The 26,185-nt window shown below is 50.1% G+C and carries 12 protein-coding genes and 2 pseudogenes; 5 read left to right on the top strand and 9 right to left on the bottom strand.

All coding sequences use genetic code 11. From position 1 onward, the window contains the following. Positions 1-126: 126 nt before the first annotated feature. The 4 genes and pseudogenes from MXE39_RS11430 to metG all read right to left on the bottom strand — a co-directional run. Positions 127-837, bottom strand: a pseudogene (locus MXE39_RS11430) (flagellin); the annotation flags it as partial. 574 nt (positions 838-1,411) lie between these two features. After that, positions 1,412-2,356 carry a flagellin gene (locus MXE39_RS11435; protein ID WP_247074146.1) on the bottom strand — a complete coding sequence of 315 codons (945 nt, stop codon included), beginning with the start codon at positions 2,354-2,356 and terminating at the stop codon, positions 1,412-1,414. A 633-nt stretch (positions 2,357-2,989) separates the two neighbouring features. Then, positions 2,990-4,432, bottom strand: coding sequence for an MATE family efflux transporter (locus MXE39_RS11440; protein WP_246978931.1), 1,443 nt, complete (start codon positions 4,430-4,432; stop codon positions 2,990-2,992). Positions 4,433-5,703: 1,271 nt separating this feature from the next. Continuing rightward, complete coding sequence (metG, locus tag MXE39_RS11445; protein WP_246978930.1) at positions 5,704-7,788, bottom strand: methionine--tRNA ligase; 2,085 nt, start codon at positions 7,786-7,788, stop codon at positions 5,704-5,706. A gap of 962 nt (positions 7,789-8,750) precedes the next feature. On the opposite strand from metG, the gene MXE39_RS11450 reads away from it, so the two are divergent. Beyond that, positions 8,751-9,548 (top strand): ADP-ribosylglycohydrolase family protein, encoded by a 798-nt coding sequence (locus tag MXE39_RS11450; protein ID WP_246978929.1) that lies wholly within the window; start codon positions 8,751-8,753, stop codon positions 9,546-9,548. 625 nt (positions 9,549-10,173) lie between these two features. Here MXE39_RS11450 and glnA read toward each other — a convergent pair. The 3 genes from glnA to MXE39_RS11465 all read right to left on the bottom strand — a co-directional run bounded on the left by glnA (position 10,174) and on the right by MXE39_RS11465 (position 15,991). Beyond that, positions 10,174-11,586: a type I glutamate--ammonia ligase gene (glnA, locus tag MXE39_RS11455; RefSeq protein WP_246978928.1), complete on the bottom strand. Its 1,413-nt coding sequence runs from the start codon at positions 11,584-11,586 to the stop codon at positions 10,174-10,176. A 1,906-nt stretch (positions 11,587-13,492) separates the two neighbouring features. Next, positions 13,493-14,491, bottom strand: a complete 999-nt coding sequence (locus tag MXE39_RS11460; protein ID WP_246978927.1) for a DMT family transporter — start codon at positions 14,489-14,491, stop codon at positions 13,493-13,495. 999 nt (positions 14,492-15,490) lie between these two features. Continuing rightward, the gene (locus tag MXE39_RS11465) at positions 15,491-15,991 is read right to left on the bottom strand and encodes a hypothetical protein (RefSeq protein WP_246978926.1); all 501 of its coding nucleotides are present in this window, start codon (positions 15,989-15,991) and stop codon (positions 15,491-15,493) included. 226 nt (positions 15,992-16,217) lie between these two features. Here MXE39_RS11465 and MXE39_RS11470 point away from each other — a divergent pair, with 226 nt between their 5' ends. Next, entirely contained in the window at positions 16,218-16,499 is a 282-nt protein-coding gene (locus MXE39_RS11470; protein ID WP_246978925.1) for a hypothetical protein, read from the top strand. A gap of 2,074 nt (positions 16,500-18,573) precedes the next feature. Here MXE39_RS11470 and MXE39_RS11475 read toward each other — a convergent pair. Beyond that, positions 18,574-19,146: a superoxide dismutase gene (locus tag MXE39_RS11475; RefSeq protein WP_246978924.1), complete on the bottom strand. Its 573-nt coding sequence runs from the start codon at positions 19,144-19,146 to the stop codon at positions 18,574-18,576. A gap of 996 nt (positions 19,147-20,142) precedes the next feature. Beyond that, entirely contained in the window at positions 20,143-20,796 is a 654-nt protein-coding gene (gene rnt / locus MXE39_RS11480; protein WP_246978923.1) for a ribonuclease T, read from the bottom strand. A gap of 1,953 nt (positions 20,797-22,749) precedes the next feature. On the opposite strand from rnt, the gene MXE39_RS11485 reads away from it, so the two are divergent. From MXE39_RS11485 to fucI, 3 genes and pseudogenes are all read left to right on the top strand, one after another. Then, positions 22,750-23,184, top strand: a complete 435-nt coding sequence (locus tag MXE39_RS11485) for an RbsD/FucU domain-containing protein (protein WP_246978922.1) — start codon at positions 22,750-22,752, stop codon at positions 23,182-23,184. 226 nt (positions 23,185-23,410) lie between these two features. After that, positions 23,411-24,559, top strand: a complete 1,149-nt coding sequence (gene fucO, locus MXE39_RS11490; protein WP_246978921.1) for a lactaldehyde reductase — start codon at positions 23,411-23,413, stop codon at positions 24,557-24,559. A gap of 806 nt (positions 24,560-25,365) precedes the next feature. Next, positions 25,366-26,185: pseudogene (gene fucI, locus MXE39_RS11495) on the top strand (L-fucose isomerase); the annotation flags it as partial.

A 26,185-nucleotide genomic window follows, 5' to 3' on the forward strand; every position in this document is an offset into this window, starting at 1 on the left:
TGAGTCATTTAACTGCCATACAAGTTGTATTTTAGACATAAAAAAACTACCTCGAGGGTAGTTGCTTATAAACGGCTTATATATGCTGTTTTCTGGCAAGGGTCAACACCATAGGGGGTGGCGATTATTTTGTAAAGCACCAAGGCCGGCGCGCTTGGAGTCTACGGCTTGAATCAGAGAGTCAATGTTTTCTAAAAGGTGGGTTGCGCGTGAGGCAGTAGAAATTGTGAACTGCAGAGCATTGCCGTTCTTCATAAAGCCTCTGGTCTGTGTTTGTTTTGCTTGAGGAATGCCAGCCTGATCAGCAATGCCGCTTAGCGTAAAAGCATCGGTCCAGTTAAGAGCCAGGGTATTGCCAGCATTAGCGCCTACCTGGAAGCTCAGTTTGCCGTCGGTAGGGATGAGGCCTTTACCCTTGCCTTGTAGAATAGTCTGACCGGCGAATGTGGTCTGGTTGGCAATACGGGTAATTTCCTGGGAGAGCTGGGTTACTTCTTCCTGCAGAGCCTTACGGTCGGCTGCTGAGTTGGTACCGTTGGCGGACTGTACGGCCAGTACGCGGATACGCTGGAGCATGTTGGTGGTCTCGTCCAGTGCACCTTCAATAGTCTGGGCCAGGGCAATACCATCATTGGTGTTACGGTTACCCTGATTCAGACCATTAATCTGGGAGGTCAGTCGATCGCTGATCTGAAGACCTGCTGCGTCATCCTTTGCTGAGTTGATACGCAGACCAGAGGACAGTCTCTGATATGAGGTGTTTAAGCTCAGGGTTGCATTACTGAGCTTTCTTTGCGCGTTGATTGAGCTGACATTCGTATTAACGTACAGGGCCATAACTTTTCTCCTTTATAAAGCAGAAAGATCGACCTTCAAGACAAGGTCGTTTCACTTTCCAAGGCCTGTCTGCCTTGGGAAGTTGAGCAGACCTTTCTATTGACTTCAAAGGAACTGATAGCAACAGCTATGCCATATTACGAATAGTTTTGAAAGGAACTGGCATGAAACCTCTGATGCAAGCTATATATAAGCACCCTTACGATAAAATCCCAGGATTAATATAGATATTGGTCTATCTAGAAAACATTCAATCAATTTAATTTCGTATGTTTTCTGGATTGCAGGCTGGAGCAGCATACTCGCAGACAGCCTGCGCTCCCGGCTTATGCGGCAATATTATCCTTATGCAAATAGTAAGGTTATGACTGTTTCAACGTATTACCTGCCCCTGTCTAAGCTCAATCATATGCGTCTTATACAGCATCGTACTCTGATGCGTGCTTGCTATGGTCCTACGTATATGCTTTGTAAAATAATATATAACAATATTGATTATTTTAAATTAATGTACAAATTAAAAAGGCGGGTGTTAGCCCGCCTCGATGATAATAGAGAAAGAAATCTGTAAGAATTAACCGCCTAACAGGCTCAGAGCGATAGTTGGACGCTGGTTAGCCTGGGCCAGTACAGTCTGAGAAGCCTGCTGAATAATATTGTTCTGAGTCAGAGCTGCAGTCTCAGAGGCGAAGTCAGTGTCACGAATTCTGCTGCGTGCATCAGACTGATTTTCAGAGATATTAGCCTGATTGCGGATAGTGCTCTCCATTCTATTTTGTAAAGCACCAAGTCCAGCACGCTTGGAGTCAACAGCCTGAATAACAGCATCAATCTTTGATAAGGTTGCAGTAGCTGTTTCAGCAAGGGATACGGACCATCTTACGTCATCAACATTTTGTCCATTCATTACTTTTACCAGACCATTAGTTTTGCCATCAGTAGTAGCAGCACCAATGGAGGCCTGTTTTGCAATACCTGACATGGTAAAAGGATCAGCCCAGTTAAGGTCAAGGGTGTTGCCTGCGTTCGCTCCTACCTGGAAAGTTAATTTTCCATCGGTTGGAATAAGACTGTTAGGATTGTTGGTTTTATCGTATTTGCCATTGAGGACCAGCTGACCTGCAAAAGTGGTTTGCTTGGCGATACGGGTAATTTCAGCAGACAGCTGGGTAACCTCTTCCTGAAGAGCATCACGGTCTTTCTGGGAGTTGGTGCCGTTGGCGGACTGTACGGCCAGTACGCGGATACGCTGGAGCATGTTGGTGGTTTCGTCCAGGGCTCCTTCAATAGTCTGGGCAAGGGCGATACCGTCGTTGGTGTTACGGTTACCCTGATTCAGACCATTAATCTGGGAGGTCAGACGATCGCTGATCTGAAGACCAGCTGCGTCATCCTTTGCTGAGTTGATACGCAGACCAGAGGACAGTCTCTGATATGAGGTGTTTAAGCTCAGGGTTGCATTACTGAGCTTTCTTTGCGCGTTGATTGAGCTGACATTCGTATTAACGTAAAGGGCCATAACTTTTCTCCTTTCATAAAGCAGAAAGATCGACCTTCAAGACAAGGTCGTTTCACTTTCCAAGGCCTGTCTGCCTTGGGAAGTTGAGCAGACCTTTCTATTGTTACCAGATAACATTTAGCAACAGCTATGCCAGACGTTTAAATCATAGTGTATGAAACATGATTGGGGGCCGTGGATATGATGTATAAGCTGTTTTTATGGAAGATCCTGTGAATCTGTATAGATTCATATGCATTTGTTAAACATTCAATCTATTTGATGTCGTTTGTTAACTGAATTTCAGTCTTAGAGTCCGATATTTAAGGCCGCCGTGGTATGGCCGCAAACGGCAATTTATACCTGTACATATGCGATGTTTTGAATGCTTTTAGGCATGGGGATGGGGATGGGGATGGGCATGGGCATGGGGATGGGGATGGGGATGGGTGAAAGGGATGAGCACAGGCATGCGGATGGGAATGAGCAAAGGGCGGGGCGCTTTTAATTGTATGGGGTTAAAAAGAGGGGCCCGGCACTGAGGTGGCGGGCCCCTTAATCTGAGCAGCAGTGAGATCGATGTTCTTCTGGTTATCGTTCACTGCTCTTGGGGATTTGGCTGGTATGACCAGGATCTGGTCTTAATTTAGCAAGTCATGGAGCTGCGCCTGCGGAGGCTGGGGATTGTGGAGAGGCCTCAGCGGCGGCTATTTTGGACTTGATGTCGCGCCAGTGGTGCAGTACTCGAATACGGTAGAGTATCGAGGCGGCCAGAAGTCCGGCCAGCAGGCCAATCCAGAAACCGCGTGGTCCGGTCAGTCCCTCTTCAAAGAAGAGCTCAGCGCCTGGCAAAATCAGATAGCCGTAGCACAGGGTATATCCAAGAGGCAGAGCCACACAGTAGAAGGCAATAACAGTGACCAGAAGAATGCTTGCTGTGTCTTTAAAGCCTCTGAGTATGAATGCCTGAATGGTCTGTATGCCCTCAAAAGACTGGTTAACTGCAGCAAAGAGCATCAGGGTAGAGGCCAGAGCCAGTACCTGAGGATCCTTACTGAACAGTGCTGGCAGGGCCTCTGAACCAAAGAACAGAATGGCTACGCTTACCACAATGGAAAAGAGCATGGAGGCGTAGGAGGCCTGGATGTTATGGCGCAGGGTGGTAAGGCTGTTTCGGCCAATTGCATAGCCCACCATGATGGAAGAGGCAATACCAAGAGACAGAGGGATGTTGAATACAAAGTTGGTCAGCGACATGGTAATGGTATGAGCTGAAACTTCCATTGGTCCAAGCGGGCTTAACAACAGGGCAATCAGCGTAAAGCATGAGCACTCAACTGATGATGAAATACCAAGTGGCAGGGAGAGCTTAAGAAAGCTCTTGAGACGATCAAGGGAAATTCTGTCACGGTTTTTCAACCAGCTGTGATTCTTAAGCTGAGGATGCAGCATCACATAGGAATAAATTATGACTGTCGAGATCGCCATGGCAACCAGACTGGCTGCGCCACAGCCGGCACCGCCAAGCTCAGGCATGCCGAACTTGCCAAAGATAAAAACATAATTCAGCGGGACATTGAGCACTACAGCCAGATTACCAAAATAGAAAGTTGCTCTGGTATTACCCATAGCCTCGCAGTAGGCTCTGGCATTAACTGTAAGAGCCAGCAGCGGCATGGTAAAGGCTATGTAGATAACATATTCCTTGGCAATGTCCTCCATACGCTGATCGGCATCCATGTCTATGGCAAAGAAAGACAGGCCCAGCAGCAGTACCATAAGCAGGGCGGCCACTATAATGCAGGCAAGTACTGAATGAATATGCTCAGCAGGGATCTTTTCACGTGTATTGGCGCCGCAATGACGGGAAATGACAGGATGCAGGGCTGAAATCATGCCAATGATAAAGGTCATGGCAGGGAAGAAAAATGATCCGCCAACAGCCACACCTGCCTGGTCAGGAGTACCGGCCATACCGGCCATCATAATGTCGGTAATGCCCAGAAGAGCATAGGCAAAATTGCCAAGAATAATAGGAAAGGCCAGCTTGAACAGAACAATAAGCTGGGAGGTGACACTTTCAGGAGCTGTTCTCACAAAAAATCCTCTTTGAGTTAAGCAGCTGCGGCATAAAAAGTCAGTTCCTTTCCTTTGAGATGTCATCCGTTCTATCTGATGCTCTGTACTGCTAAAGCCACGATTAGCACTCACGGTGCGGAGCCTGCCATGCTTTGGCAGTAATGCAGGTCATGATCAGACATAAGCTTAATGAGCTCACAGCAAGGCATCACAACGCCCAACAGGTAACTGTGCTTTGGGCGCAGCAATACTCTTGCTTATGGCATCAGCTGAGCGCTGCTGGCTTTGAGAATGGCAGCAGTGTTTTATGGCGCCTGCACTGTGGACCAGACCTGTGTGCCTGACCTGTGGTCAGGTGCAGGGACACGCGGGCATGGTGTCCTAATATCAGGTGTGCTGGTGCTGTGGATGGAGGCTGCAGTAATAGAGCACTTGGGTGATGTAAGACACAGAGCACTGGTCATGCTCAGGCAGCCTTGCTGCCAGCTTGCTGGGACAGCAGCTGTGAGGAGCTCAGGCACAAGATGCAGCTGCCAGTCATGCACGTACAAAGTCATGGCAGGCTGACAGGGACATTTGATAAGCAGTGACGAGCCTGAAAACAGGCTGGAGACAGGAAAGGCACTGAGAAAAAAGGACAGTGCAAAAACTTTTTTATAAGCTGGCCGTTTGCGCCTTTTTCAGTCGCAATAAAGCCATAAAAATGCGAGTTGTGATCATACTATATTTGGCTCTGAGGTAGTACAGCATTATCATTAGCTGCTTTGGTACTGTGCATTCATGAACTGAGGCCGGTTTATTGCTGATTGCCGTGGCGTGCAGGCTTTTGTGGCTTGAGTATAGCCCGGCTTTAGTGGCTTGAGGATCTCCATGCTTTAGTGCCTTGATGATCTCCAGGCTTGTGGTGTTTGATTGCAAGGATCAGTGGCTGGCTAAGAGCTCGCGATCAGGCGTTTTGTTAATGACTCTGGTATCTGGATGGCCAAGAGGGGCAGGCTGGCGGGGAGGTGACTGGCGTGTTGCCTGGTCTGTTTTGCTGGTGCCAGGGAGTGGAATGTGTGGGCTCAGTGGGCAGGCAACAAAAAGCCCCGTCTTATCTGATAAGACGGGGCTTTGGGCCCCTGTTTCAGGGCCTGCACAGGGAAGTCAGCTCCTGCAGGCTTTATGCAGCTGCATCGGCATTAGCAGATGCAGCTTGTGCTGATGATGGGGCTGTGGGCACCATGTGCGCTGTTGCGCTACGGGATCTGATCCCTGCGGTTGAGGCGCGCAATGCGACGGGACTGCTTTTAGTGGACGCGGTCGCCGTTGCGGGCACCGGCATCAGGGGAGAGCAGGAAGATGTCCTCACCGCCTGGGCCTGCGGCCATTACCATGCCCTGAGAGAGGCCGAACTTCATCTGACGGGCCTTGAGGTTGGCCACAACAATGACCTGACGTCCAATCAGGGCCTCGGCATCCTTGTAGGCAGACTTGATGCCGGCAAAGACCTGACGCTGCTCAAAGCCAAGGTCAAGCTCAAGACGTAGCAGTTTCTTGGCACCCTCAACCTGCTCGGCCTTGATAATAGTGGCTACACGCAGATCAATCCTTGCAAAGTCATCAATAGTGATTTCACTTTCCAGTGGCTCGTACTCAGGGATACCTTCTGCAGCGCCGTGATCAGGGGTGCGGCCAGCGTGCCCCTTTTCGGCACCGCTGGCAGTAGCTGAAGCGGCAGCAGCCATGTCCTGCTTGCTCTCTTCAATCATGGCCTCGATGTTCTTAGGATCGATACGGGTGAACATAGGGCTGAACTTGTTGATGGTGTGGTCAAGCAAAGGAGTAGCGGCATCGGCAAAGAGCAGCTGGGAGTTTAAGAACTCCTGGGCCTTGCCATAGATCTCAGGCAGTACCGGGCTCAGGTAGGTAATAATGGCCTTGAAAGCATTGAGGCCGTCGGTGCAGACGCGCTGCAGGCGATCATCCTGCCCCTCTTCCTTGGCAATTACCCATGGGGCTTCACGATCGATATAGCGGTTGGCCTCGTCAGCAAGAGACATGATGGCACGCAGAGCGTCAGCATAGTTGCGTGAGGCATAGCCCTTATTGACGTCCTCGGCAATAGCACCGAGCTTGCCCATGAGCTCGTTATCCCATGGAGTGGCAGCCAGACGGCCGTCAAAACGCTTGGTAATGAAGCCGGCGCAGCGTGAGGCGAGGTTTACAATCTTGCCTACGATGTCAGAGTTAATCTTGGCCTGGAAGTCATCGAGGGAGAGGTCGATATCAACGGCATCCTCGGTGAGCTTGGAGGCAAAGTAGTAACGCAGACACTCAGGCTTAAGGTGCTTGAGATAGGTGCTGGCCTGAATAAAGGTGCCCTTGGACTTGGACATCTTGGTGCCATTTACTGTTACATAGCCATGGACGTGAATGCCGGTAGGCAGACGCAGACCTGCACCCTTGAGGGTAGCTGGCCAGAACAGAGAGTGGAAGTACAGAATGTCCTTGCCAATGAAGTGGTAGAGCTCCTTGTCGGAGTCAGCTTTGAAGAAGGCATCAAAATCTACGCCCTCACGGTCACAGAAGTTCTTGAATGAGGCCATATAGCCAATAGGGGCGTCAAGCCATACATAGAAGTACTTGTTTTCGGCATCAGGAATCTGGAAGCCAAAGTAAGGAGCGTCACGGGAGATGTCCCACTCCTTGAGGCCCTGAGAGAACCACTCATCGAGCTTGTTGGCCATTGACTGGCTGATAACGCCTGACTTCTTGACGAAATCCTGAAGGAAAGAGTCAAACTTAGGCAGGTCAAAGAAGTAGTGTACAGACTCCTTTAACACTGGACGGGCACCGGAAATGGTGGAGTAGGCGTCCTTGAGATCAGTTGGGTCATAGGTGGCAGAGCAGACTTCGCAGTTGTCGCCATACTGATCAGCAGCACCGCAGCGTGGGCAGGTGCCCTTGACGAAGCGGTCTGGCAGGAACATGTTCTTTTCAGGATCGAAAAGCTGGGAAATAGTATGGGTGCTGATATAGCCGCCGTCACGCAGCTTCTTGTAGATCTCGGTAGAGAATGCCTGGTTTTCAGGAGAGTGAGTACGGTAGTAGTTATCGTAGGAGATAAAGAAACCGTCAAAGTCGGCCTTATGGCTTACACCTACCTCAGTGATGAGCTCCTCAGGGGTAATGCCCATATTGTTGGCTTTAATCATGACCGGGGTGCCATGACAGTCATCGGCACATACGTAGAAGACCTGATTGCCCACAGCGCGGTGGTAGCGGACAAAGATATCAGACTGGATGTGCTCTAACATGTGACCCAGATGGATAGGGCCATTGGCATATGGGAGTGCTGAGGTAACCAGCATGGAACGTGGTGTTGTTGTCATAAGTTTTTAAAGCTGCGCATTGCCTGATGAGGGCCGGAAATTCTGAGCGGGCCTTACTATGCTCACTGCAAAACCATGTTTTGTGTATCCACTGCTATCTGCCTTTAAATCAAAGATCACATTATCTCCTGCCGCAGTGTAGCCGGTGGTCATTCTGTAAGCAGACATGGCACAGCCAGTACAGGTCCAGTATCGGACCTTATTGCGGTGGGAATATGCAGAGGATCAAATCATACGTTTCGTAGCGCCAGTCTTTCCAGGAAACCTGATGATAGCTCCTGCGCTTTGCTCTCCTGTTGAGTTAATCAATAGGACTGATACCGGTGGCAACAGCAGCAACCGGTCAGGCACATGTACTATGATATCCCGAAGATATTCATAACTGGTTAACTGAGCCCTAGTCCAGGGGCATATTATAACCGTCAGTCCCCTGTTAAGGCCATAAATAACAAATCCGCACCGCTCACGGGCAGGAAATTGCTCCCGGCTGCCGCTCCGACTGGCACAGAGTATATACTTACAGGCACAGGGGCACTGCCTTGCAGACTGTGGAGCAAACCTTAGTGGCGGCCTGGTATTCCCCATTCGGTAGCAGAGCATAACTTACAGGCAAAGAGCAATCCTTGCAGACAGCACTGCACTCCTTACATCCTTGGGGCAACCATTACAGACACAGGTCAGACCTTTAGTGATATCAGGTCAGTACTTACAGGCATGGGGCAACCATTACAGACATGGGGCAGACCATTAGCGACACCTGGTCAGTCCTTACAGGCATGGGGCAGACCATTAGCGACACCTGGTCAGTCCTTAAAGGCATGGGGCAGACCATTAGCTGCATCAGGTCAGCCCTTACAGGCAGAGGAGCATCCCTTACTGGCAGAGAGCTGTTGCCTTTGAGTAAAGTCGCAGCTCTTTGCAGGCAAATGGATATCAGGGTGTAGATAACATAGGAGGTTCAGATGATAGGCGCGATTATTGGCGATATTGTCGGCTCTCGTTTTGAGTTTAATAATCACAGGTCCAAAGACTTTGAGCTCTTTTCTGATAAGTGCTTTTTTACTGATGACACCATAATGTCGCTGGCTGTATGTCATGCACTGATGCACAGCTCCTCTGACAGGTCAGATCTGCCTGATGTATGTGTGAGCTCAATGCAGACAATTGGACGTCCTTATCCTCACTGTGGTTATGGTGGCCGTTTCCATGGATGGATCTACTCTGACCACCCTGAACCTTATAACAGCTTTGGCAATGGTTCAGCCATGCGTGTGGGAGGTTGCGGCTGGGTGGGAAACAGCATAGATGAAGTAAGGCAGCTGTCTCATGCCGTAACTGCAGTTACCCACAATCATCCTGAGGGCCTTAAGGGGGCGGAGGCTACCGCTGTAGCCATTTATCTGGCCCGTACCGGATCAGATATCCAGCAGATCCGCTCTTACATCACCGAGCACTACTACAAGATTGATTTCACCATTGACGGCATACGTGACACCTACATGTTCAATGAAACCTGTCAGGACACTGTGCCTCAGGCCCTGCAGGCTTTCTTTGAGTCACGTGACTTTGAAGATGCGCTGCGTATTGCCATCTCAACAGGTGGTGACAGTGATACTCTGGCTGCCATTACCTGCTCAGTTGCCGAGGCTTATTATGGTGTGCCGCAGAGCATACGTAAGAGCGCTGAGTCATATCTTGATAAGCCTATGATGCAGCTGCTGCGTGACTTCGAGAGTAAATGGCCGGGCAAGGAAGCCTGATAAAGCTCCACCATTGCAGCTGCCCAAGCATCATAGCTCTGCCACAGCATCAGTAGCTGGTTCACTTGTGTTCTATCTGATCTGTGCTCAATGGCTCTTCATAGAGCTGCATGGCATTGCATGATAGCGTTGCAGCTGTCTGTTAGCGAAGGTGCGCTGTACGGCCATGGTATGCATTGCATGGCAGTGCGGCGAGACTGGCCTTACATGGGATGGGATGGATGGAAGGATGGATGTATAGCGTGCTGTCTTTTGAAAGTATTTATATAATATTTTAGCAAGTGTCTGTGCAGGGGCGTTCCGGTGCTTTTCTGGAGCGCCCTTTTGTTTTGAGCGCGTGGTGTTGTTTGCCTCTTCAGCACTGCGTAGCGTGGCGTGGTGTGGCGTGGTGTAGCGAAGCTTAGAGTGGCTTTACATGACATGACATGTCATGTAATGCATGGTTTGCTTTAATGGCATGGGTGTATTGCAAAATATTATGGAAAGTATGCAGGTATGGGGCAAAGAAAAAGGCGCCGGTCCTTGCAGGACAGGCGCCTTGATCAGATCCCCGCCAGGAGGATCTGAGCAGGGGCCGGGCCGACAGCAACCTCAGGCTGCTGCGACCGGGACAGGAAATAGGACTTTAGATGCTGTAGTAGAGCTGGAACTCGGTTGGGTGTGGAGTATCACGAACCAGTGAACACTCTTTTTCCTTAAGCTCGATGTAGGAGTTTAAGGCGTCCTCAGTAAATACGCCGCCGGCAAGAAGGTACTCGTGGTCTTCCTTCAGGGCCTGCAGAGCCTCGGACAGGGAGTCAGCAACCTGTGGAATGCCGGTTAACTCCTCTGGTGGAAGGTCATAGAGGTTCTTGTCGAGAGGATCACCCGGCTCGATGCGGTTGATGATGCCGTCAAGACCGGCCATTAACAGAGCAGCAAAGGCCAGGTATGGATTGGCCAGACCGTCAGGGAAGCGGATCTCGATGTGAGCGGTCTTTGGATTTACGGCGTGTGGAATACGGATAGCTGCAGAGCGGTTGGCAGCGGAGTAAGCCAGTAATACCGGAGCTTCAAAGTGAGGAACCAGACGCTTGTAGGAGTTGGTAGAAGCGTTGGTGAAGGCATTTAAGGACTTGGCATGCTTGATAATGCCGCCGATGAACCATAAGGCTTCCTGAGACAGACCGCCGTAGAGGTTGCCGGCAAAGATGTTCTGACCGTCACGTACGATGGACATGTGGCAGTGCATACCGGAACCGGCCTCGCCCTTCATTGGCTTAGGCATGAAGGTAGCGGTCTTGTTGAAGCGGTTGGCAACGTTATGAACTACATACTTGTAGTTCATAACTTCGTCAGCCTTCCTGGTCAGGGTATTGTACTTGGTGGCAATTTCGTTCTGACCGGCGGTGCCTACCTCATGGTGGTGGGCCTCAGGCTCGATGCCGAACTTCTTTAACTGCTCACACATCTCAGTACGGATATCCTGAGAGGAGTCTACTGGAGGAACAGGGAAGTAGCCGCCCTGAACCATTGGACGGTGGCCGAGGTTTGGACGGGATTCAAAGATCTTGCCTGAGTTCCAGGCAGCTTCATAGTCCTCAATCTCGTACATGCAGCCGGACATGTCATTCTTGAAGCGGATGGAGTCAAACATGTAGAACTCCAGCTCAGGACCTACCAGGGCGTCATCACCAATGCCCTCAGAGCGCAGGAAGTTCTCGGCACGACGGGCAATGGAGCGTGGGTCCTTCTCGTAGCCGCCCAGAGTCTGAGGGTCGAGAATGTCACAGCGGATGATCAGGGTAGGAACATCAAAGAAAGGATCGAGATAAACCTTGTCCTCAACTGGCATTAAGAGCATGTCGGACTTGTTGATGGTGCACCAGCCTGGCATGGAGGAACCGTCAAACAGCTTGCCATCGGAGAAGAACGACTCAGTGATCAGGTGAATTGGTAAGGTGATGTGCTGCTCTTTACCCTTGGTGTTGGTAAATCTTAAGTCAGCATACTTAACATTGTGCTCGTCAATGAGTGTCTTAATCTCATCAAAAGTCATGACAATAGTGCTCCACAGTATTGTGCAAATGCCCCTGCAATTGCAGATAAAAAGGTGCCGTCACTGATTTCAGGCAAAGGCCAAAGGTTACAGACAAAGGGCCAAAGGTCTTTTGCTGCCTGTAAGTCCATATGGTTACGGCCGGCCTGCAGCGGCTTCCTGAAAGCGCCGCGCAACGGAGAAACTGTGCCCGGTACTGCAGCGCATGCATGCTGCAGCCCTGTATGAGGCTGGACCTCGAGGGTCATTGCTGACAGATGTCAGAAGCGGCCTGTCTTGTGGTGGCCGGTTTAATACTTACTTATTGTTTGTGCATCTGGCGGGATTTTAACTGCATTGCCCGCAATACTGTGCACCGGGACCGCATATCCTGCTATGCGGTTATTAAGTGAAGTGATTTCAATGCATTAATATCGGTTTTGAAATCACTTTCAGCTGTAACAGATGCCCTTTGGCATCTGCCGGGATTTTCTCCCGGGTTTAAGTTTCTGCCTTAGAGCAGAACAGATTGAAAAAAGACTTACCGTGGTGTGCTTTGATTTTCTGACAGAAATGGCTTAAATATCAGACGCAGGTGCAGAGTTGATATACCTTGTTCAGGCTGCATCACCAGCAGGTAAAAGATTCTACATTATAACCTATATTGGTGTTTTCCGTTGACAAAATGTGATCTCGCGCACTTTTTACTCATAAATTCTGAGTACTGTTTTGCCTTGCTCAATAAAGGGTTAAAAGTGCAGACATTTTGTCCAGCAAAAGGCTAAAACAGGCTATTTGTGCAGAAGTTCAAAAATGCATAAGACACCTTCGGATCACGTACTCAGCTGTCCTTGAGCTCCCACTGCGACTGATGGTTCAGGTGATAACATTTATCTTTCTTAAATAAATCATGTAAACCATCACAATCAATGGTCGCAGCAGCCGAACTGCAGATCAGAATCTGATGGGCTTTGCAGCCCTGATACTGAGCCTTGATCCGGGTATGCTTCTGCATCAGCCGGTCAGACATAGCCTTGATCTGGGCATGCTCCTGCAACAGCTGGTGGACAGCACCAGATGGATGGGCCCAGTTCGTTTGCATAGCGCATAGCCATGAGCACAACGCCCCGTCATGATGACATGATTGCATGTAAGCCAGGCATCAGCACAAGACATAGCGGTCAGCACTGGTCTGCATAAGGAAGTATCCATTAGACAGACCATGGGACCCGGAGGACAGAGCTGGCTGCAGCCCCTGAGATGTAGCTTTCCATGATGTGGTCAGGGCTGACATCTGTCCGCGCTTTTTGCCTTTGCGAGGCATGCGCATGCTCAAGAGGCTCGCTCAATCCCACGACTTGTCAGGGTATGGGCTTGCATTCATTTGCATGGCAAGGCCTTGCATGGCCTGCCAGGTATGGCTGTTGCCATTGCCATGGCCAGGTGTGGCAGGGCAGCCGGGAGGCCCGTGCTGGCGCTAAGGATAAACCAAAATTGCTGAGGCTTTGGTCCTTGCACCTTGCTGCGTCGCATTTGCTCCACAAGTACTCAGAGATGCCCAAATACGGGCCTGTGCAGATAAAACAAAAGGCTGGCAGCCAAAGTCTGCTCAGCCCTTAATGATCAATATTACTGACAGTCATTGATGGCAGCAGGAAGGCCGGGTTATGGCCATAATTGCGCTGACTGCCATGTGACTTTCTGGAATGCCAGTGCGTGCCTCACATGCAAGCCTTACCGGAGCCGTCATAGCTGGCCTGTGGATGCCGCGTGCAGCAGCGTGCTGGCACAGAGCCTTACTGACGGCTCTGCCGGGCGCTGTCTGCAGCTGTGGCTGCAGCTGGAGCTGTGGCCATGGCAGTCTGCTCTGCCTGCAGGTCCTGTGAGCCCAACTGGCTGTCGCGGTCGCTGCTGTCCTCTTTGCTGATTAGGCTGCTGAGTTTTTGTTCTTGCCGGAGATGCGGCCAAAGAGAGCGGCCAGCGTAGCAAAGTTCAGCTGGGCTACGATTACGGCAGCCAGAATCATAAGGCAGCCAATGCCCTCCTTGATGGTCAGGCTTTCATTGAGAATAAGAACGCCAAAGACCACGGCCATTACTGACTCAAGTGAGAGGATCAGAGTGGCAATGGTTGGGTGCATGCCGCGTTGACCAACCACCTGCAGAGTATAGGCAACACCGTTGCTCATGACGCCGGACCACAGCAGTGCCAGTGAGGCAGCCCAGACATCTTCCCAGGCAAAGACGTCTCCATCTACTACTATCATGAGAATAAGAGCAATAAATGAGGCTGCAAAGAACTGACCGCAAGACAGATAGACGGCATCACACTTCTTGATGAAGTGGTCAATGGTCAGAATGTGAAAGGTAAAGACAAAGGCACAGATGAGGATCAGCAGGTCTCCCTGTTCAATGGTGAAGCTGTCCTTGATGCACAGCAGGTACAGGCCGACCAGAGACAGCACTACGCCGGTGACAATACTGGCATTGAGTTTCTTGCCAATAAACAGGCCTACCAGAGGTACAAAGATAATGTACATGGATGTCAGGAAGCCTGCCTTGCCTGCATCTGTGGTAACCAGACCAAACTGCTGGAATGACTCACCGCCTACGAGAAACAGACCACATACCCATGATCCTGTAAACAGGTCCTTGCGGGTATAGGTTGATGGATGAGGGGCCACATGGTCAGGAATACGGCTGTCATCTCCCGCCTGACTCTGGTCCTGGTGAGCGGCTGCTGTACGGTCAGCACGACTCTTGATCCAGAATACAATTGGCAGAAGCACTATGGCGCCAATCAGAGTACGGAAGAAGGTGTAGGTAAAAGGAGTGACATGATCCATGCCAATGGACTGAGCCACAAAGCCTGAACCCCAGATGGTGGCGGTCAGGAAAAGCAGGAATGACTGCCGAAGCTGAAACATAGCGCTACCTGTACTGATAAAAGCAAAACCCGGGTTTTCAACCAGGCCATGCCGGGATCCGTCCCTGAACAGTTGACCAGCCAGCCGCATTTGAAAGCAGCGGTAAATGGCGGTCTGTCAGCCTTGTTGACTGCATCGATACAGGGCCTTTCTTACTGCCATGCTTGCTGCATGTATGCAGACAGGTATGTATGCAGACAGATATGTACGCAGGCAGGCATGAATACAGGCATGCCAGCATGCCCGTAATGCAATGGCCCCTATACACATGGTCATGTATGGCCAGAGTTCGATTTATGCAGCAGACGCTGTTTGCAGGGGTTGATGGGAATTGGGATGTTAAGGCGGGAGTTGACGTTTGGCTTGCCATAAGCCTCTGTACTGTCTGTACTCATACAGGGCATAGCCTGACAGGCCTGAAAGAGCAAGCGCGGCCAGCTCTCAGGCCGTTGTGTCCGCAAAATTGGGCCCATTATAGCCCCAATATAGATAATGCCCCAAAATAGTCAGAAAACAGACTTTGCTTTGTGTTGTTTGCACATATATGGTGAGAAAGGGCCATAGGTGGTGCCCTTAATCTACAGGGATATTGATAAATATCATGTTTATAAGGTCATGTGATTGTGTCACGTTGCCAGAGCGTGGTGCAGGCACATAACGCTTTTAATCTCAATGCATTGGATACAGGTCAAATGCCTCATGGCATCGCCCAGGGCCAAAAGAGCAGCTCAGCAGGCTGGCAGGCAGGCAGTAAGGCGGGCAGGGCGGCTGCACTCAGCTGCGCAGTGCTGGAGTTGTGGGGGTGAGATGCTGGTGGGCTGGTACTGGCGGAGCCTGTGCAATGTCATCATAGTAGCAGCAGACTGCATGGTAGGGGAGGGCCAGGAGGGGAATGGATCGCCTTTGGCTCTGGCGTGTCGGGAGTGGTCATCTGGCTTGCCTGCAGCAGGGCTTTTGGGAGGGCTTGCTAAGCCTTGCTGCAGTGTATGGAAAGTTCAATCAGATGATTGGGGTGTACTCGATAGCACGGATAGAGGTGGAAAACAGGCTCTGATTTACCTGTCCCCAGAGGTAGTAGTTAACGTCGCTTAATGGAGCGGCGGCATTGTTGGTCTTGCTCAGGTCAACATCAATGAGATCGCCATTGGCATCCTTGAACTGATAGGAGACCTTTTTGTTATCTACAGTTGCTACGAAATAGCCTTCAAGAACCACGTAGTCATCGGTACGGGCATTGTGCAGCACGCCATGAACGGTATTTGGCTGAGTTTCATCAAGACCAAAGCCCTTTGGAGCAGAGCGCTGGCCGGAGTTTTGGCCAAAGCCCTGTGGGGCTGCAGTGGTAGTGTTCATGGTTACAAAAGCGCATACCAGCAGAACCAGCATGAAAATGCCTGGTGCAATATAGCGAATAAAACCTGTTGTAAAGAATGAGCGCAGCGGACCTTTCCGGTCTCCGCCGTACAGCTCTTTATATTGATTGGCCTGTTCTCTGATCATGGTTAAGCCCTCTCCTTGAAATTCTTTCTTTTCTCGTTATCAGGCACCGGTCAAAAGTGACGCCCTGTGATCCCGCTGCTGTGCCATGGTGGCTTTAGAGCTGGTACAGCTGAGGAGCCGTTCAGTCATCTGCAGGGATCAAAACTGGTGTGCCTTCATCAGCTGGCCGGGCAGCTGAAGAAACAAAGTGACGCCCTTGCGGGTATGCAGCGCTGAGCACTGCATTATGAAGCAACAATCCTCGGAACAATTAAGCCATGTTGAGGATCAGGCCATCACTGCAAAGGAGAGTAAATCTGCTGTGCATGTACAAACGGTGATGGCGGCCCGCAGGCGATATAAAGTTGATCGTTTATTTGTTGATTCATTCCCAAATAACTCTCGGCTGCTGCTGAGGCTGCTGCCGCCGGTCAGGCTTATGTATGACTGCATATGGGGGCGGTCTAACCTTGGGAATTTAAAGATACTGAAGATACAGACTGATCTGCTCATAACCTGGAACCCCTGAGATGCAGGGAGAAGACAAAGTGCTTTTCATTTGTTGTTACACAATGGGATGAAATAAACCAACACTGTGGAACAACGGTATGGCAGATAGAAAACTGACGACACCTGGGTAAGTGTCTGTGAGAAATTATACGCCCTTACTATTTTGCATAAACCCCTGAAAGAACGGATTAGCTCTTGTTTATCTATGGAGGTTTTGCTTTTTAGAGCAAGATCACACTGATCGCCTCATAAAGGTGTGAAAAGGCTTACCCAACTGGTACTGTTTGCAGCAATATGCACAAATATCGCACTTTTCGGAAAATTTGCACTAAAATTGTACATTGTTTCTGTATTTAGTGACATATATAAATGTTGTATCAAGTGATGTTGCATTGCCGCCCTATGTATACCGGTAACATAGGGAAAAATGCAAAAGCACAACACAAATATGACTCTCTTAGATAATACGCCAGCAGACCTGGACAGAAGACAGATACACAAAAATCCCTTATTTGCAGGGAATTTGTGCAACGAACTGCGCAATATTCCGGATAAAGTTCAATTTTCAGTTATGAAAATTTGTAACAACAAACGTTTGCGGATGCACGCTGATTACCTGTGATTTCAGTCTGGCCGGGCTGCTGCGAAAAATGTCATAAGACAAAATCAAAACAGCTAAATCGGGAGTGAGGCTCGAGATCGGTCTTTAGATGGCCTAAATTTCTGGATCGTTCATTTTATGATCCAGTGCACGAGGCGCATGTTCAGCTCAAAATATGACCATTAATTGAGGTTAACCCGAGGGGCAAACATATGCTCAGACCGGGAGGATCGGCCATAAGTTTTTCGAACTGAGCAGCGGTAATCAGTCATGCATACTGCTAAAGAACTGTGTTTTTACGCCATCAGCTGAAATTTCATTCACAGACATCTGGCTTATTTGCCATCATTTTCAGAACTCTCAACTGCTTACATACAAATTGTTAATAAAATGAAAATTTGAAGTGAGAATTATGTATCAGTTTCACATGCAGGATCATGATTCTATGTATTACATACACTGTGTATGTAGACGATCATGCACTTTTCAAAAAATAATAATTCTGTGGAAAATAGCTGAATCGGCCTTGTAAAAACTGTGTCAGGGAGGGCTTTAAGCTTGATTTTTCAAGCAGTAACCCCACATGCAGGTCAGATGAGTAAGGCAGATGCAGTAGCCATAGGCCGTAGTCATAAGCCACAGGTAAAGGAGGAAACAACTCAATGAACCAAGACCAGGTCGCAGGCACTGCCATGGTTAGAGGCGTATTCACGGGCAAAGGTACAGCAGCGACAAATGGCGTAGCATGACACAGCATGGCATGACAAGTAGCAAAGGCAGCAGCTCATCTTAATAACAGAGCCTGGTACATTGATAAAGCTTTAAATCCGGGCAAGGTCTCACAGCATTCCCTTTACCTTACGACAGGGCGCTGGCCCGTCGTACCTTGCAATGCACGCAGCACTTTTTTGGAGCTGGGCAGAGCGAGTCAGCGTATTGAGGCTGACCATGAGAACATCTGCTCTGGGCTCATGACCGATGGCGCTGTGATGACCAGGGAGCACGGTGATCATGACCGGAGGGCTCAAAGTTCATGAACTTGGGCTCAGTAATCATGACAAGGAAGAGCTCAAAGCTCATGGCCAGGGGGAACAGGGCTTTGAGTCTGGTGAGCAGGTAGCTGATATGGCAATGTTCCGGTGATGGTATGAGCTGCTTTGGCTCGAGGCGAGGAGTAAGGCTTTGAACTTGAAGACAGTCGTGTCTGTTTTATTGTGCGGGGGAGCTGTCCTGGTCGGAAGTCGGGATGTTGGAAGAAAGTGACGGGGGAGTGGGTTGTTAGTGGAGATGGGATGGGGGAGGCTGGCTTGTCTGTTTTTCAGGCAATGAAAAAGCTCCTGCCATGGTACAGCCCCCTTGCGAGGGATATTTCCTGGTCAAAAGACCTGCCGGATTTGCCGGCAGGTCTTAAGCGGGGCCTTACTGCCCCGGGCATGCAAAAGCGGAAATCTGTACTTGGAGCAGGAGCTCTCTGGCTTAAAGAGCCTGGGGATTACTGAACCTGAGAGGCTACGAAGTCCCAGTTTACGTGGGCCAGGAAGTCCTTTAAGTAGTCAGCGCGGCGGTTCTGGTAGTCGAGGTAGTAGGCGTGCTCCCATACGTCAACAACCAGGATTGGGGTGAAGCCTTCAACGAGTGGGTTGGCAGCGCCGGTGGTGTTCATGATCTTGAGCTTGTTAGGGCCAGTCTGAACTAACCAGGTCCAGCCGGAACCGAAGTTGGCAACGGCGGAGGCAGCAAACTTCTGCTTGAAATCCTCTAAGGAGTCAAAGTTGGCATTGATGAGCTCGAGCACCTTGCCCTCTGGGTCCTTGCTCTCACCGGTAATGCACTTGAAGTAGAAATCGTGGTTCCAGGACTGAGCGGCGTTGTTGAACAGTGGGCCGTCGGAGGTCTTCATGATTTCCTCGAGGCTCTTGCCCTCGTAAGCGGAACCGGCAACCAGCTTGTTGGTGGTGTCGATGTATGCCTGGAAGTGCTTGTCGTGGTGGAAGTTTAAGGTGTTCTCAGAGATGAAACCTAAAGAGTTCTTCTCATATGGAAGAGCGGAAATTTCAAAAGCCATTGTGTATGCTCCTGGTTAAAACTGATGTGCTTTTAAGCTTAGGACTTTAGCAACTGTTAAACAAGTCTGTAACGATCTTTTCTTATCTGATGATCGTATTTTCTCAAAAGATTAATAAGTCACTTTAATAATTCCCAGGGCCGCTGTAAAGCCATTTGTACAATTATCCGGACAGACTGTATTGCTTTTCATTAATGGTGCATGAGACTGAAAATGTGCAGTTCATAGCTGCATCAAATGACACATAAATCTGAATTTTTCCTCATGACAGAAACTGCCCCCGCCCTTTCTGGAACAGAGCAGCACATGGTCCATGAAAACTGACTTGCTGCCATGAGTCCAAGGTAAACAGGTCCGTGTTGTGCAGAGTGCAAAGGTAAACAGGGGCGTGCTGTGCAGAGCGCAAAGGTGAGCAGGGACGTGCTGTGCAGAGCGCAAAGGTGAACAGGTTCGTGCTGTGTTTAGGCAAGGCGCTGGACTGGTGCAGACAGTAGCATATTAATCAGGTTACCTGAGAATGGGGTGTGCAGCGTCTTAGTTATGCATGATTACGAGCCATATGACGTTCTGGAGCTTCGGCCATGCTCAATGAGCCATGAACCATGAGCAATGTCCGGGCATGAGTCATTCCGGTGCCCGAGTAATGCTGGGACCTGAGTAATGCAGGTGGCTAAGACATGCTGGTGAATAAGTCGTGCTTGTTCCTGAGTAATGCAGGAGGGCCTTGTTATGAGCTTCTTGCTTTGACGGGCCTTGAGCTTGCCGTGGTCTGGTTATGATCCGGGTGCTCAGACTTAATCAGCGGTGAGTAACAGGGGATGTGACGATTGTATGCAGTGCGGCAGGTGCTGCCAGAGGAAGTTCGCTGGTGGGAATGTGGAACGTGGTGTCTTGTGGGTGTCTTTGAGACGGGAGGTATGGAGGGAGATTTTGATGGGGATTTGGAGGGGATTTGGAGGGTCTTCCGCCCGTCGCGGATGGACGGGCGTAACTAAATCAGCCTGGAAGGCCGGCGAACTTGGTAAAGCGGTTGTACATGGCGCAGAACAGTTCGCATTCTTTTTCAGTGTCGTATACGGCACTGTGAGCATGCTCCTCATTAAAGGAAATGCCGGCGCTGTGACAGGCACGGGACAGAACTGTCTGACCAAGTACCAGAGCACCAAGAGATGCAGTGTCAATCACGGAAAAAGGATGGAAAGGATTGCGCTTGTAGTTTACACGGTTTGCTACAGCATTAATGAAGCTCAGATCAAAAGCTCCATTGTGACCAACCAGAATTGCCTTGGTGCACTCCTGGGCCTTTACCTCTTTGGCAATGGTCTTGAGCAGGGGCTTGATGGCATCAGCTTCATCTACCAGGTTGCGGCTTTCGTCATACGGGTCGATACCAAGAAAGTCGATATTTACCTGGACAATATTGGCGCCCTCGAAAGGACGGATATTGACGCTGTACTGATCCTTTGGGGCCAGACGTCCTTTGTTGTCTATCTGCAGAGTCATCATGCAGACTTCAAGAAGAGCGTCGGTGGCAGGATTGAAGCCTCCTGTTTCCACGTCCACCACTACAGGCAGGAAAGTTCTGAAACGATCTCTGATTTTGTACGGTGGATTGGAGAAAGGAGGATTGATAACTTTAGTCTCAATCATGTCTTATTCACATCGGGGCCGGACGCGCCTTGCCTTGTGGCAGGATTTGCGCCGGTGCGCTCCAGATTAGGGGAAGGATATGCCTAATCATTACTGACGGCTGAAAGTCAGGGTAACGTTTACAGCATACGGCAGGCTGCTGAATTGAATCAGCAGGTACTGATAATGACCTGATTATCAGATCATCCGGTAATTTTAACATACGGTTCGGGCCCCGCATATGCCCCGGCAGAGCTGTGTCTCTTGCATACCTTAATAGCATTACAAAAAAGCCTGTGTATGGCTGTGCCACACCATTCACACGCCCGTCCATGCTCGTTCGCCCTTGTATTGCCTTGCCTTGCCTTGCCTTGCGTGGCATGGACCCGTCCTGGATGTGCGCCCGGCCTGCACGCCTGCATTCAGTCATGACATGCTGCTTTTCAAATTGATCTGCATGTTTCTCAGCCTGGAGGACTGTGCTGCAGTCGTTATATCCTGCCTGTCCAGCCGCTGCTCTGCCTGGGCTTTACAGGTGTTTGCTTACTGTGGCCGCCTGATTAGTCAAGGCGTGTATTCAGAGCTGCTGGTGAGGCCTGACAAATGCTGGTGGTTGGGCCGGTATTTGTGGTCCTGGTTTGTGATGAATCGTTTAGAAAGTGTAAGCGCACTGGCATGGGAAAGGGCACTGGAACAGGCACTGGCATGGGAAAGGGCACTGGAACAGGCACTGGCACAGGTAAGGGCACTGGAACAGGCACTGGCACAGGTAAGGGCACAGACACGTGTCCCGGTATGGGAAAGGGCACTGGATCAGGCAAGGGTACAGACAAGTGTTCCGGCATCGGGAAGCGTGTGGGCCAGGGCATGCGCAAGGGCATAGCGATGATTGTGGAGGGCTGGATCCAGGGATGACGGGAGCTGACGGAATTTGCTTGTTAAGCAGTTATCCTTTATTTACGGGGTTTTAGCTGGGTGTGGCTGGGGCGGGGAGTATGTGCAAAGGTATGATTTGCAGGTTTACGACAGGAAAATGCGGGATTTTGGTTTTTATCTGTGCTTTGATGATTATCTGTACACATGCGGGTAAAAAAATTACCAAAAGCACGCACGACATTTCAATTGCTGAGTGGGGCAAGGTTAATATCGTGAAATTTTTCTCCATCGATATGTCTGCTGCACTTAAGCTGTAACTATGCTTGATGGAATGACATGAAAGGGGTAGCAAAGTTTCCTGTGAAAAAAATTTTTTGCCGGAAATCAAATGCAGGTCACTTTTTCATCAAAAGTTGGAAATATTAATAAATTACCAAAACTGCGTTGGATCCCGGGCTTGATATAGCTTTTAGCGCTAATAAATTACCAAAATATCGGACATAACATTAAAATCCGTAAAAATTTACCTTTTTATACAAAAAAATTACCATTTTTCGCCCGCGTTATGACTAAGAATAGCAGTAGTTGCAGAACAGTCGCAGCCCTTAAAGAGGGATGTCGGATCCAGGATGCAGCATAACGCAGCAGGATACTGATTCTTTGTGCAGCCGGTCTGTTGCCGGCAAGAGGTGTTAAGCACTGGCAGCCACAAAGAGTACGTGACAGTTCGGAGGGATACCGGACAGAGCGTTGCAGTAGACATTAATGTTGCAGGCTGTAAAAGCCCATGCCTCATCAGCTTGCGCAGCCATGCGCCATCAGGACGGTTCATCTGGATTACAGGGGGCACTGCACAAATCACATGATTCAAAGCCTTACAGACAGGCTGACTTCAGGCGGGGGATAGGCCTGAAACACAGATAAAAACATGTGATGCAGTATTGAGACTGATTTTCTGTACATGTTCCATCACCGGCAGACCACTCAGACATGGCGCTGAGAAGAAAGAGCGTAAATGAGCGCCCTGACATTAAGGTACAGTCTTTCACTTTTTACTGATCTGTGCCGGGTATGCCGTAACAACCAGGGGTAATTAGCATGCTTAAGAATGTTCCAGCCATCATTTCTCCAGACCTTTTAAAGATTCTCTGCGAGATGGGTCACTCTGATCGTATTGTTATTGCTGATGGCAACTTCCCAAGTGAGTCCATGGGGGCTGACTGCTATGTCATCCGTGCCGATGGCCATGGTGTTGTTGAGATTCTGGACGCTATCTTACAGCTCTTCCCGCTGGACACCTATTGCGACAAGCCAGTCTCCCTTATGCAGGTTGTTCCTGGCGATCCTGTTAAGACCCCAATCTGGGATGAGTACAAGGAAGTAGTTGCAAAGCATGATCCACGCGGAGCTGACTGCTTTACCAATATTGAACGCTTTGCCTTCTATGAGGAAGCCAAAAAGGCCTACTGCATTATTGCCACCTCTGAAAAGGCTCTCTACGCCAACATCATGTTACAGAAAGGCGTAGTCTGATTTGGATTCGGGAACGCCTGATCCTTTCGGACAGTAATGTTCCTGGACCGGAGCGCCGCTCAGGCGGCGCCCCTTGCAGCATAAGCTGCAGGCTGCGGGATGGCCTTAAATCCCTATGACACACAGTTTTTACAGAACATCCTCTCACCACCCACCACTTTAGGGTCTCCTCCGAGGCATAAGGCGATGAGCGAGCGCAGAGGTCAGGACTTTGCAGGAAAGAACCATGGCTAATCGTATCGTACTCAACAAGATCTCCTATCACGGCAAGGGCGCCATTGAGTCTATTGTTCACGAAGTTACCAGACATGCTTTTAAGAAGGCTTTTGTCTGCTCTGACCCTGATCTCATCAAGTTCAACGTAACCTCTAAAGTTACCAGCCTGCTTGATGAGGCTAATCTGGCCTATGAGGTCTATTCCGATATCAAGCCTAACCCAACCATTGAGAATGTTCAGCACGGTGTTGAGGCTTTCAAGAAGTCCGGCGCTGACTACATCATCGCCATTGGCGGCGGCTCCTCAATGGATACTGCCAAGGCCATCGGCATCATCATCAACAACCCGGAGTTTTCTGACGTAGTTTCACTCGAGGGTGTAGCTGACACCAGAAATGAAGCTGTGCCTTGCATTGCTGTTCCTACCACAGCCGGTACCGCAGCTGAGGTAACCATTAACTACGTAATTACCGATCCTGCCAAGGAGCGCAAGTTCGTATGTGTTGACCCTCATGACATGCCAATGATCGCCGTCGTTGACCCTGACATGATGTCATCAATGCCTAAGGGCCTGACTGCAGCTACCGGTATGGATGCTCTGACCCACGCCATCGAGGGCCTGATTACCAGGGCCGGCTGGGAAATGACCGACATGTTCCACATCAAGGCCATTGAGCTGATTGCAAAGCATCTGCGCGGTGCTGTGGATAACACTCCTGAGGGCCGTGAGGGCATGGCTCTGGCTCAGTATGTTGCCGGTATGGGCTTCTCCAATGTTGGTCTGGGTATTGTTCACTCAATGGCTCACCCATTAGGCGCTCTTTATGACACCCCACACGGTGTTGCCAACGCCATTATTCTTCCAACCGTAATGAAGTACAACGCTGACTTCACCGGTGACAAGTATCTGCACATTGCCCGTGCTTTCGGTGTTGCTGGTGCTGACTCCATGAGCCAGGAAGAATACCGCAAGGCTGCTGTTGACGCTGTAGCTCAGCTGTCAAAGGATGTCGGTATTCCTCAGGACCTCAAGAACATTGTCAAGGAAGAAGATCTCGACTTCCTGGCCAGGTCTGCCTTTGCTGACGTATGTACCGGTGGCAACCCACGTGACACCTCAGTTGAAGACATCAAGGAACTCTACAAGTCTTTACTGTAGTCTCAAGGCGGCATGGCTGTGACCTGCCATAAAGCTGCAGCATCTGCGGCAACTGCCGCAGCAACTGTTGCAGCGCCAGCTGCGGAAACTGCCGCAGCACTGGCTCCAGCACCTGCTGGAGCACAGGTACCTCTAACCAGGTCCTTGTCTTAGTTAATATGCAGGAAAATCATTATTTCCTGTTTTACCAAGTGCCAGGCTTTGTGCCTGGCATGATGCACGATGCAGTCATAAGGTCTGTATGGTGCAGCCTTCAGGGCCGGAAGCCCGAAGGCATCCCTGCTGGCACTGTGAGTAATCTATATTGTTTTACAAAGCAGTTTACTCAGGAGTGAGGTCCTGATGCCAAAAGGTTTCGTCCTGCAGTTAAATGCAGCGGCGCTGCGCTGTTTCGCGGTGCGCTGTATTTGCTCTGTGCAGCACCAGGCTGCAGAGCAATAACCTGTGGGGCTCGCTTTCAGGCCTGAGCTTTTGGCCATGGTCGGGAAAGCCAGGTTTCATTTTGCACCATCTGCCATATCTCAGGTTAGGCTCAGTGCTGTTGCGATTTTGAGAGGCATTCATGCCTGAGAGCATGCAGAGGCACTGCAGTGACATTGCAGCTTACTGCAGTGTTTTGTACTGCAGGGATTATGCAGTGCCTCGCACTGCATATGGATGCAGATGGTTATCAGTTTTCTGTTCAAAGCCTGTGTTGAGGCTGTACTCAAATGATTGTCGCTGTCAGGAGATGGCTGCCGGATTACCGGGGCTTCGTACTGGCAAGGAGTACAGAGTTAGCAGGTGAATTAATCAGGAGTTACATCATGTCCCATCCTAAGATTGGTATTCGTCCTACTATCGATGGCCGTCGTGGCCCACTGAAGGTTCGTGAGTCTCTCGAAGAGCAGACCATGAACATGGCAAAGAGCGCTGCCGATCTGCTGCGTTCCAACCTCAAGTATGCTGACGGTACTCCAGTTGAGGTGATTATCGCTGATACCACTATCGGCCGTGTTCCTGAAGCTGCTGCCTGCGCCGAGAAGTTCCGCCGTGAGGGTGTTGATGTAACCCTGACTGTTACCCCATGCTGGTGCTACGGCTCCGAGACCATGGACATGGACAAGCACACCATCAAGGGTGTCTGGGGCTTTAACGGTACTGAGCGTCCAGGCGCTGTTTACCTTGCCGCTGTTCTGGCCGGTCACGCCCAGAAGGGTCTGCCTGCTTTTGGTATCTACGGTCACGAAGTTCAGGACGCCGATGACACCTCCATTCCTGAGGATGTAAAGGAAAAGATTCTGCGCTTTGGCCGCGCCGCCATTGCTGCCGCTCAGATGCGCGGCAAGAGCTACCTGCAGATTGGTTCTATCTGCATGGGTATTGCCGGCTCCATCATCGACTCCAACTTCATCGAAGAGTACCTGGGCATGCGCGTTGAGTCCGTAGACGAGGTAGAAATTATCCGTCGTATGGAAAACAACATCTACGACCCTGCCGAGTACGAGAAGGCTCTTGCCTGGACCAAACAGTACTGCAAGGAAGGCTTTGACAAGAACCCTGAGTCCATGCAGAACAGCCGTGAAGTCAAGGACGAGCAGTGGGAATTTGTGGTCAAGATGATGGTTATCATCAAGGACCTCATCA

Origin of the sequence: Anaerobiospirillum sp. NML120511 (assembly GCF_023050955.1) — a bacterium.
Classification (GTDB): Bacteria; Pseudomonadota; Gammaproteobacteria; order Enterobacterales; family Succinivibrionaceae; genus Anaerobiospirillum.

Coding starts and splice junctions, on each gene's coding strand:
- rnt (WP_246978923.1), bottom strand. CDS start 20,796: ATGATTGAGACTAAAGTTATCAATCCTCCTTTCTCCAATCCACCGTAC.
- glnA (WP_246978928.1), bottom strand. CDS start 11,586: ATGACTTTTGATGAGATTAAGACACTCATTGACGAGCACAATGTTAAG.
- MXE39_RS11470 (WP_246978925.1), top strand. CDS start 16,218: ATGAAGCAACAATCCTCGGAACAATTAAGCCATGTTGAGGATCAGGCC.
- MXE39_RS11435 (WP_247074146.1), bottom strand. CDS start 2,356: ATGGCCCTTTACGTTAATACGAATGTCAGCTCAATCAACGCGCAAAGA.
- MXE39_RS11460 (WP_246978927.1), bottom strand. CDS start 14,491: ATGTTTCAGCTTCGGCAGTCATTCCTGCTTTTCCTGACCGCCACCATC.
- fucO (WP_246978921.1), top strand. CDS start 23,411: ATGGCTAATCGTATCGTACTCAACAAGATCTCCTATCACGGCAAGGGC.
- MXE39_RS11465 (WP_246978926.1), bottom strand. CDS start 15,991: ATGATCAGAGAACAGGCCAATCAATATAAAGAGCTGTACGGCGGAGAC.
- metG (WP_246978930.1), bottom strand. CDS start 7,788: ATGACAACAACACCACGTTCCATGCTGGTTACCTCAGCACTCCCATAT.
- MXE39_RS11475 (WP_246978924.1), bottom strand. CDS start 19,146: ATGGCTTTTGAAATTTCCGCTCTTCCATATGAGAAGAACTCTTTAGGT.
- MXE39_RS11450 (WP_246978929.1), top strand. CDS start 8,751: ATGATAGGCGCGATTATTGGCGATATTGTCGGCTCTCGTTTTGAGTTT.
- MXE39_RS11485 (WP_246978922.1), top strand. CDS start 22,750: ATGCTTAAGAATGTTCCAGCCATCATTTCTCCAGACCTTTTAAAGATT.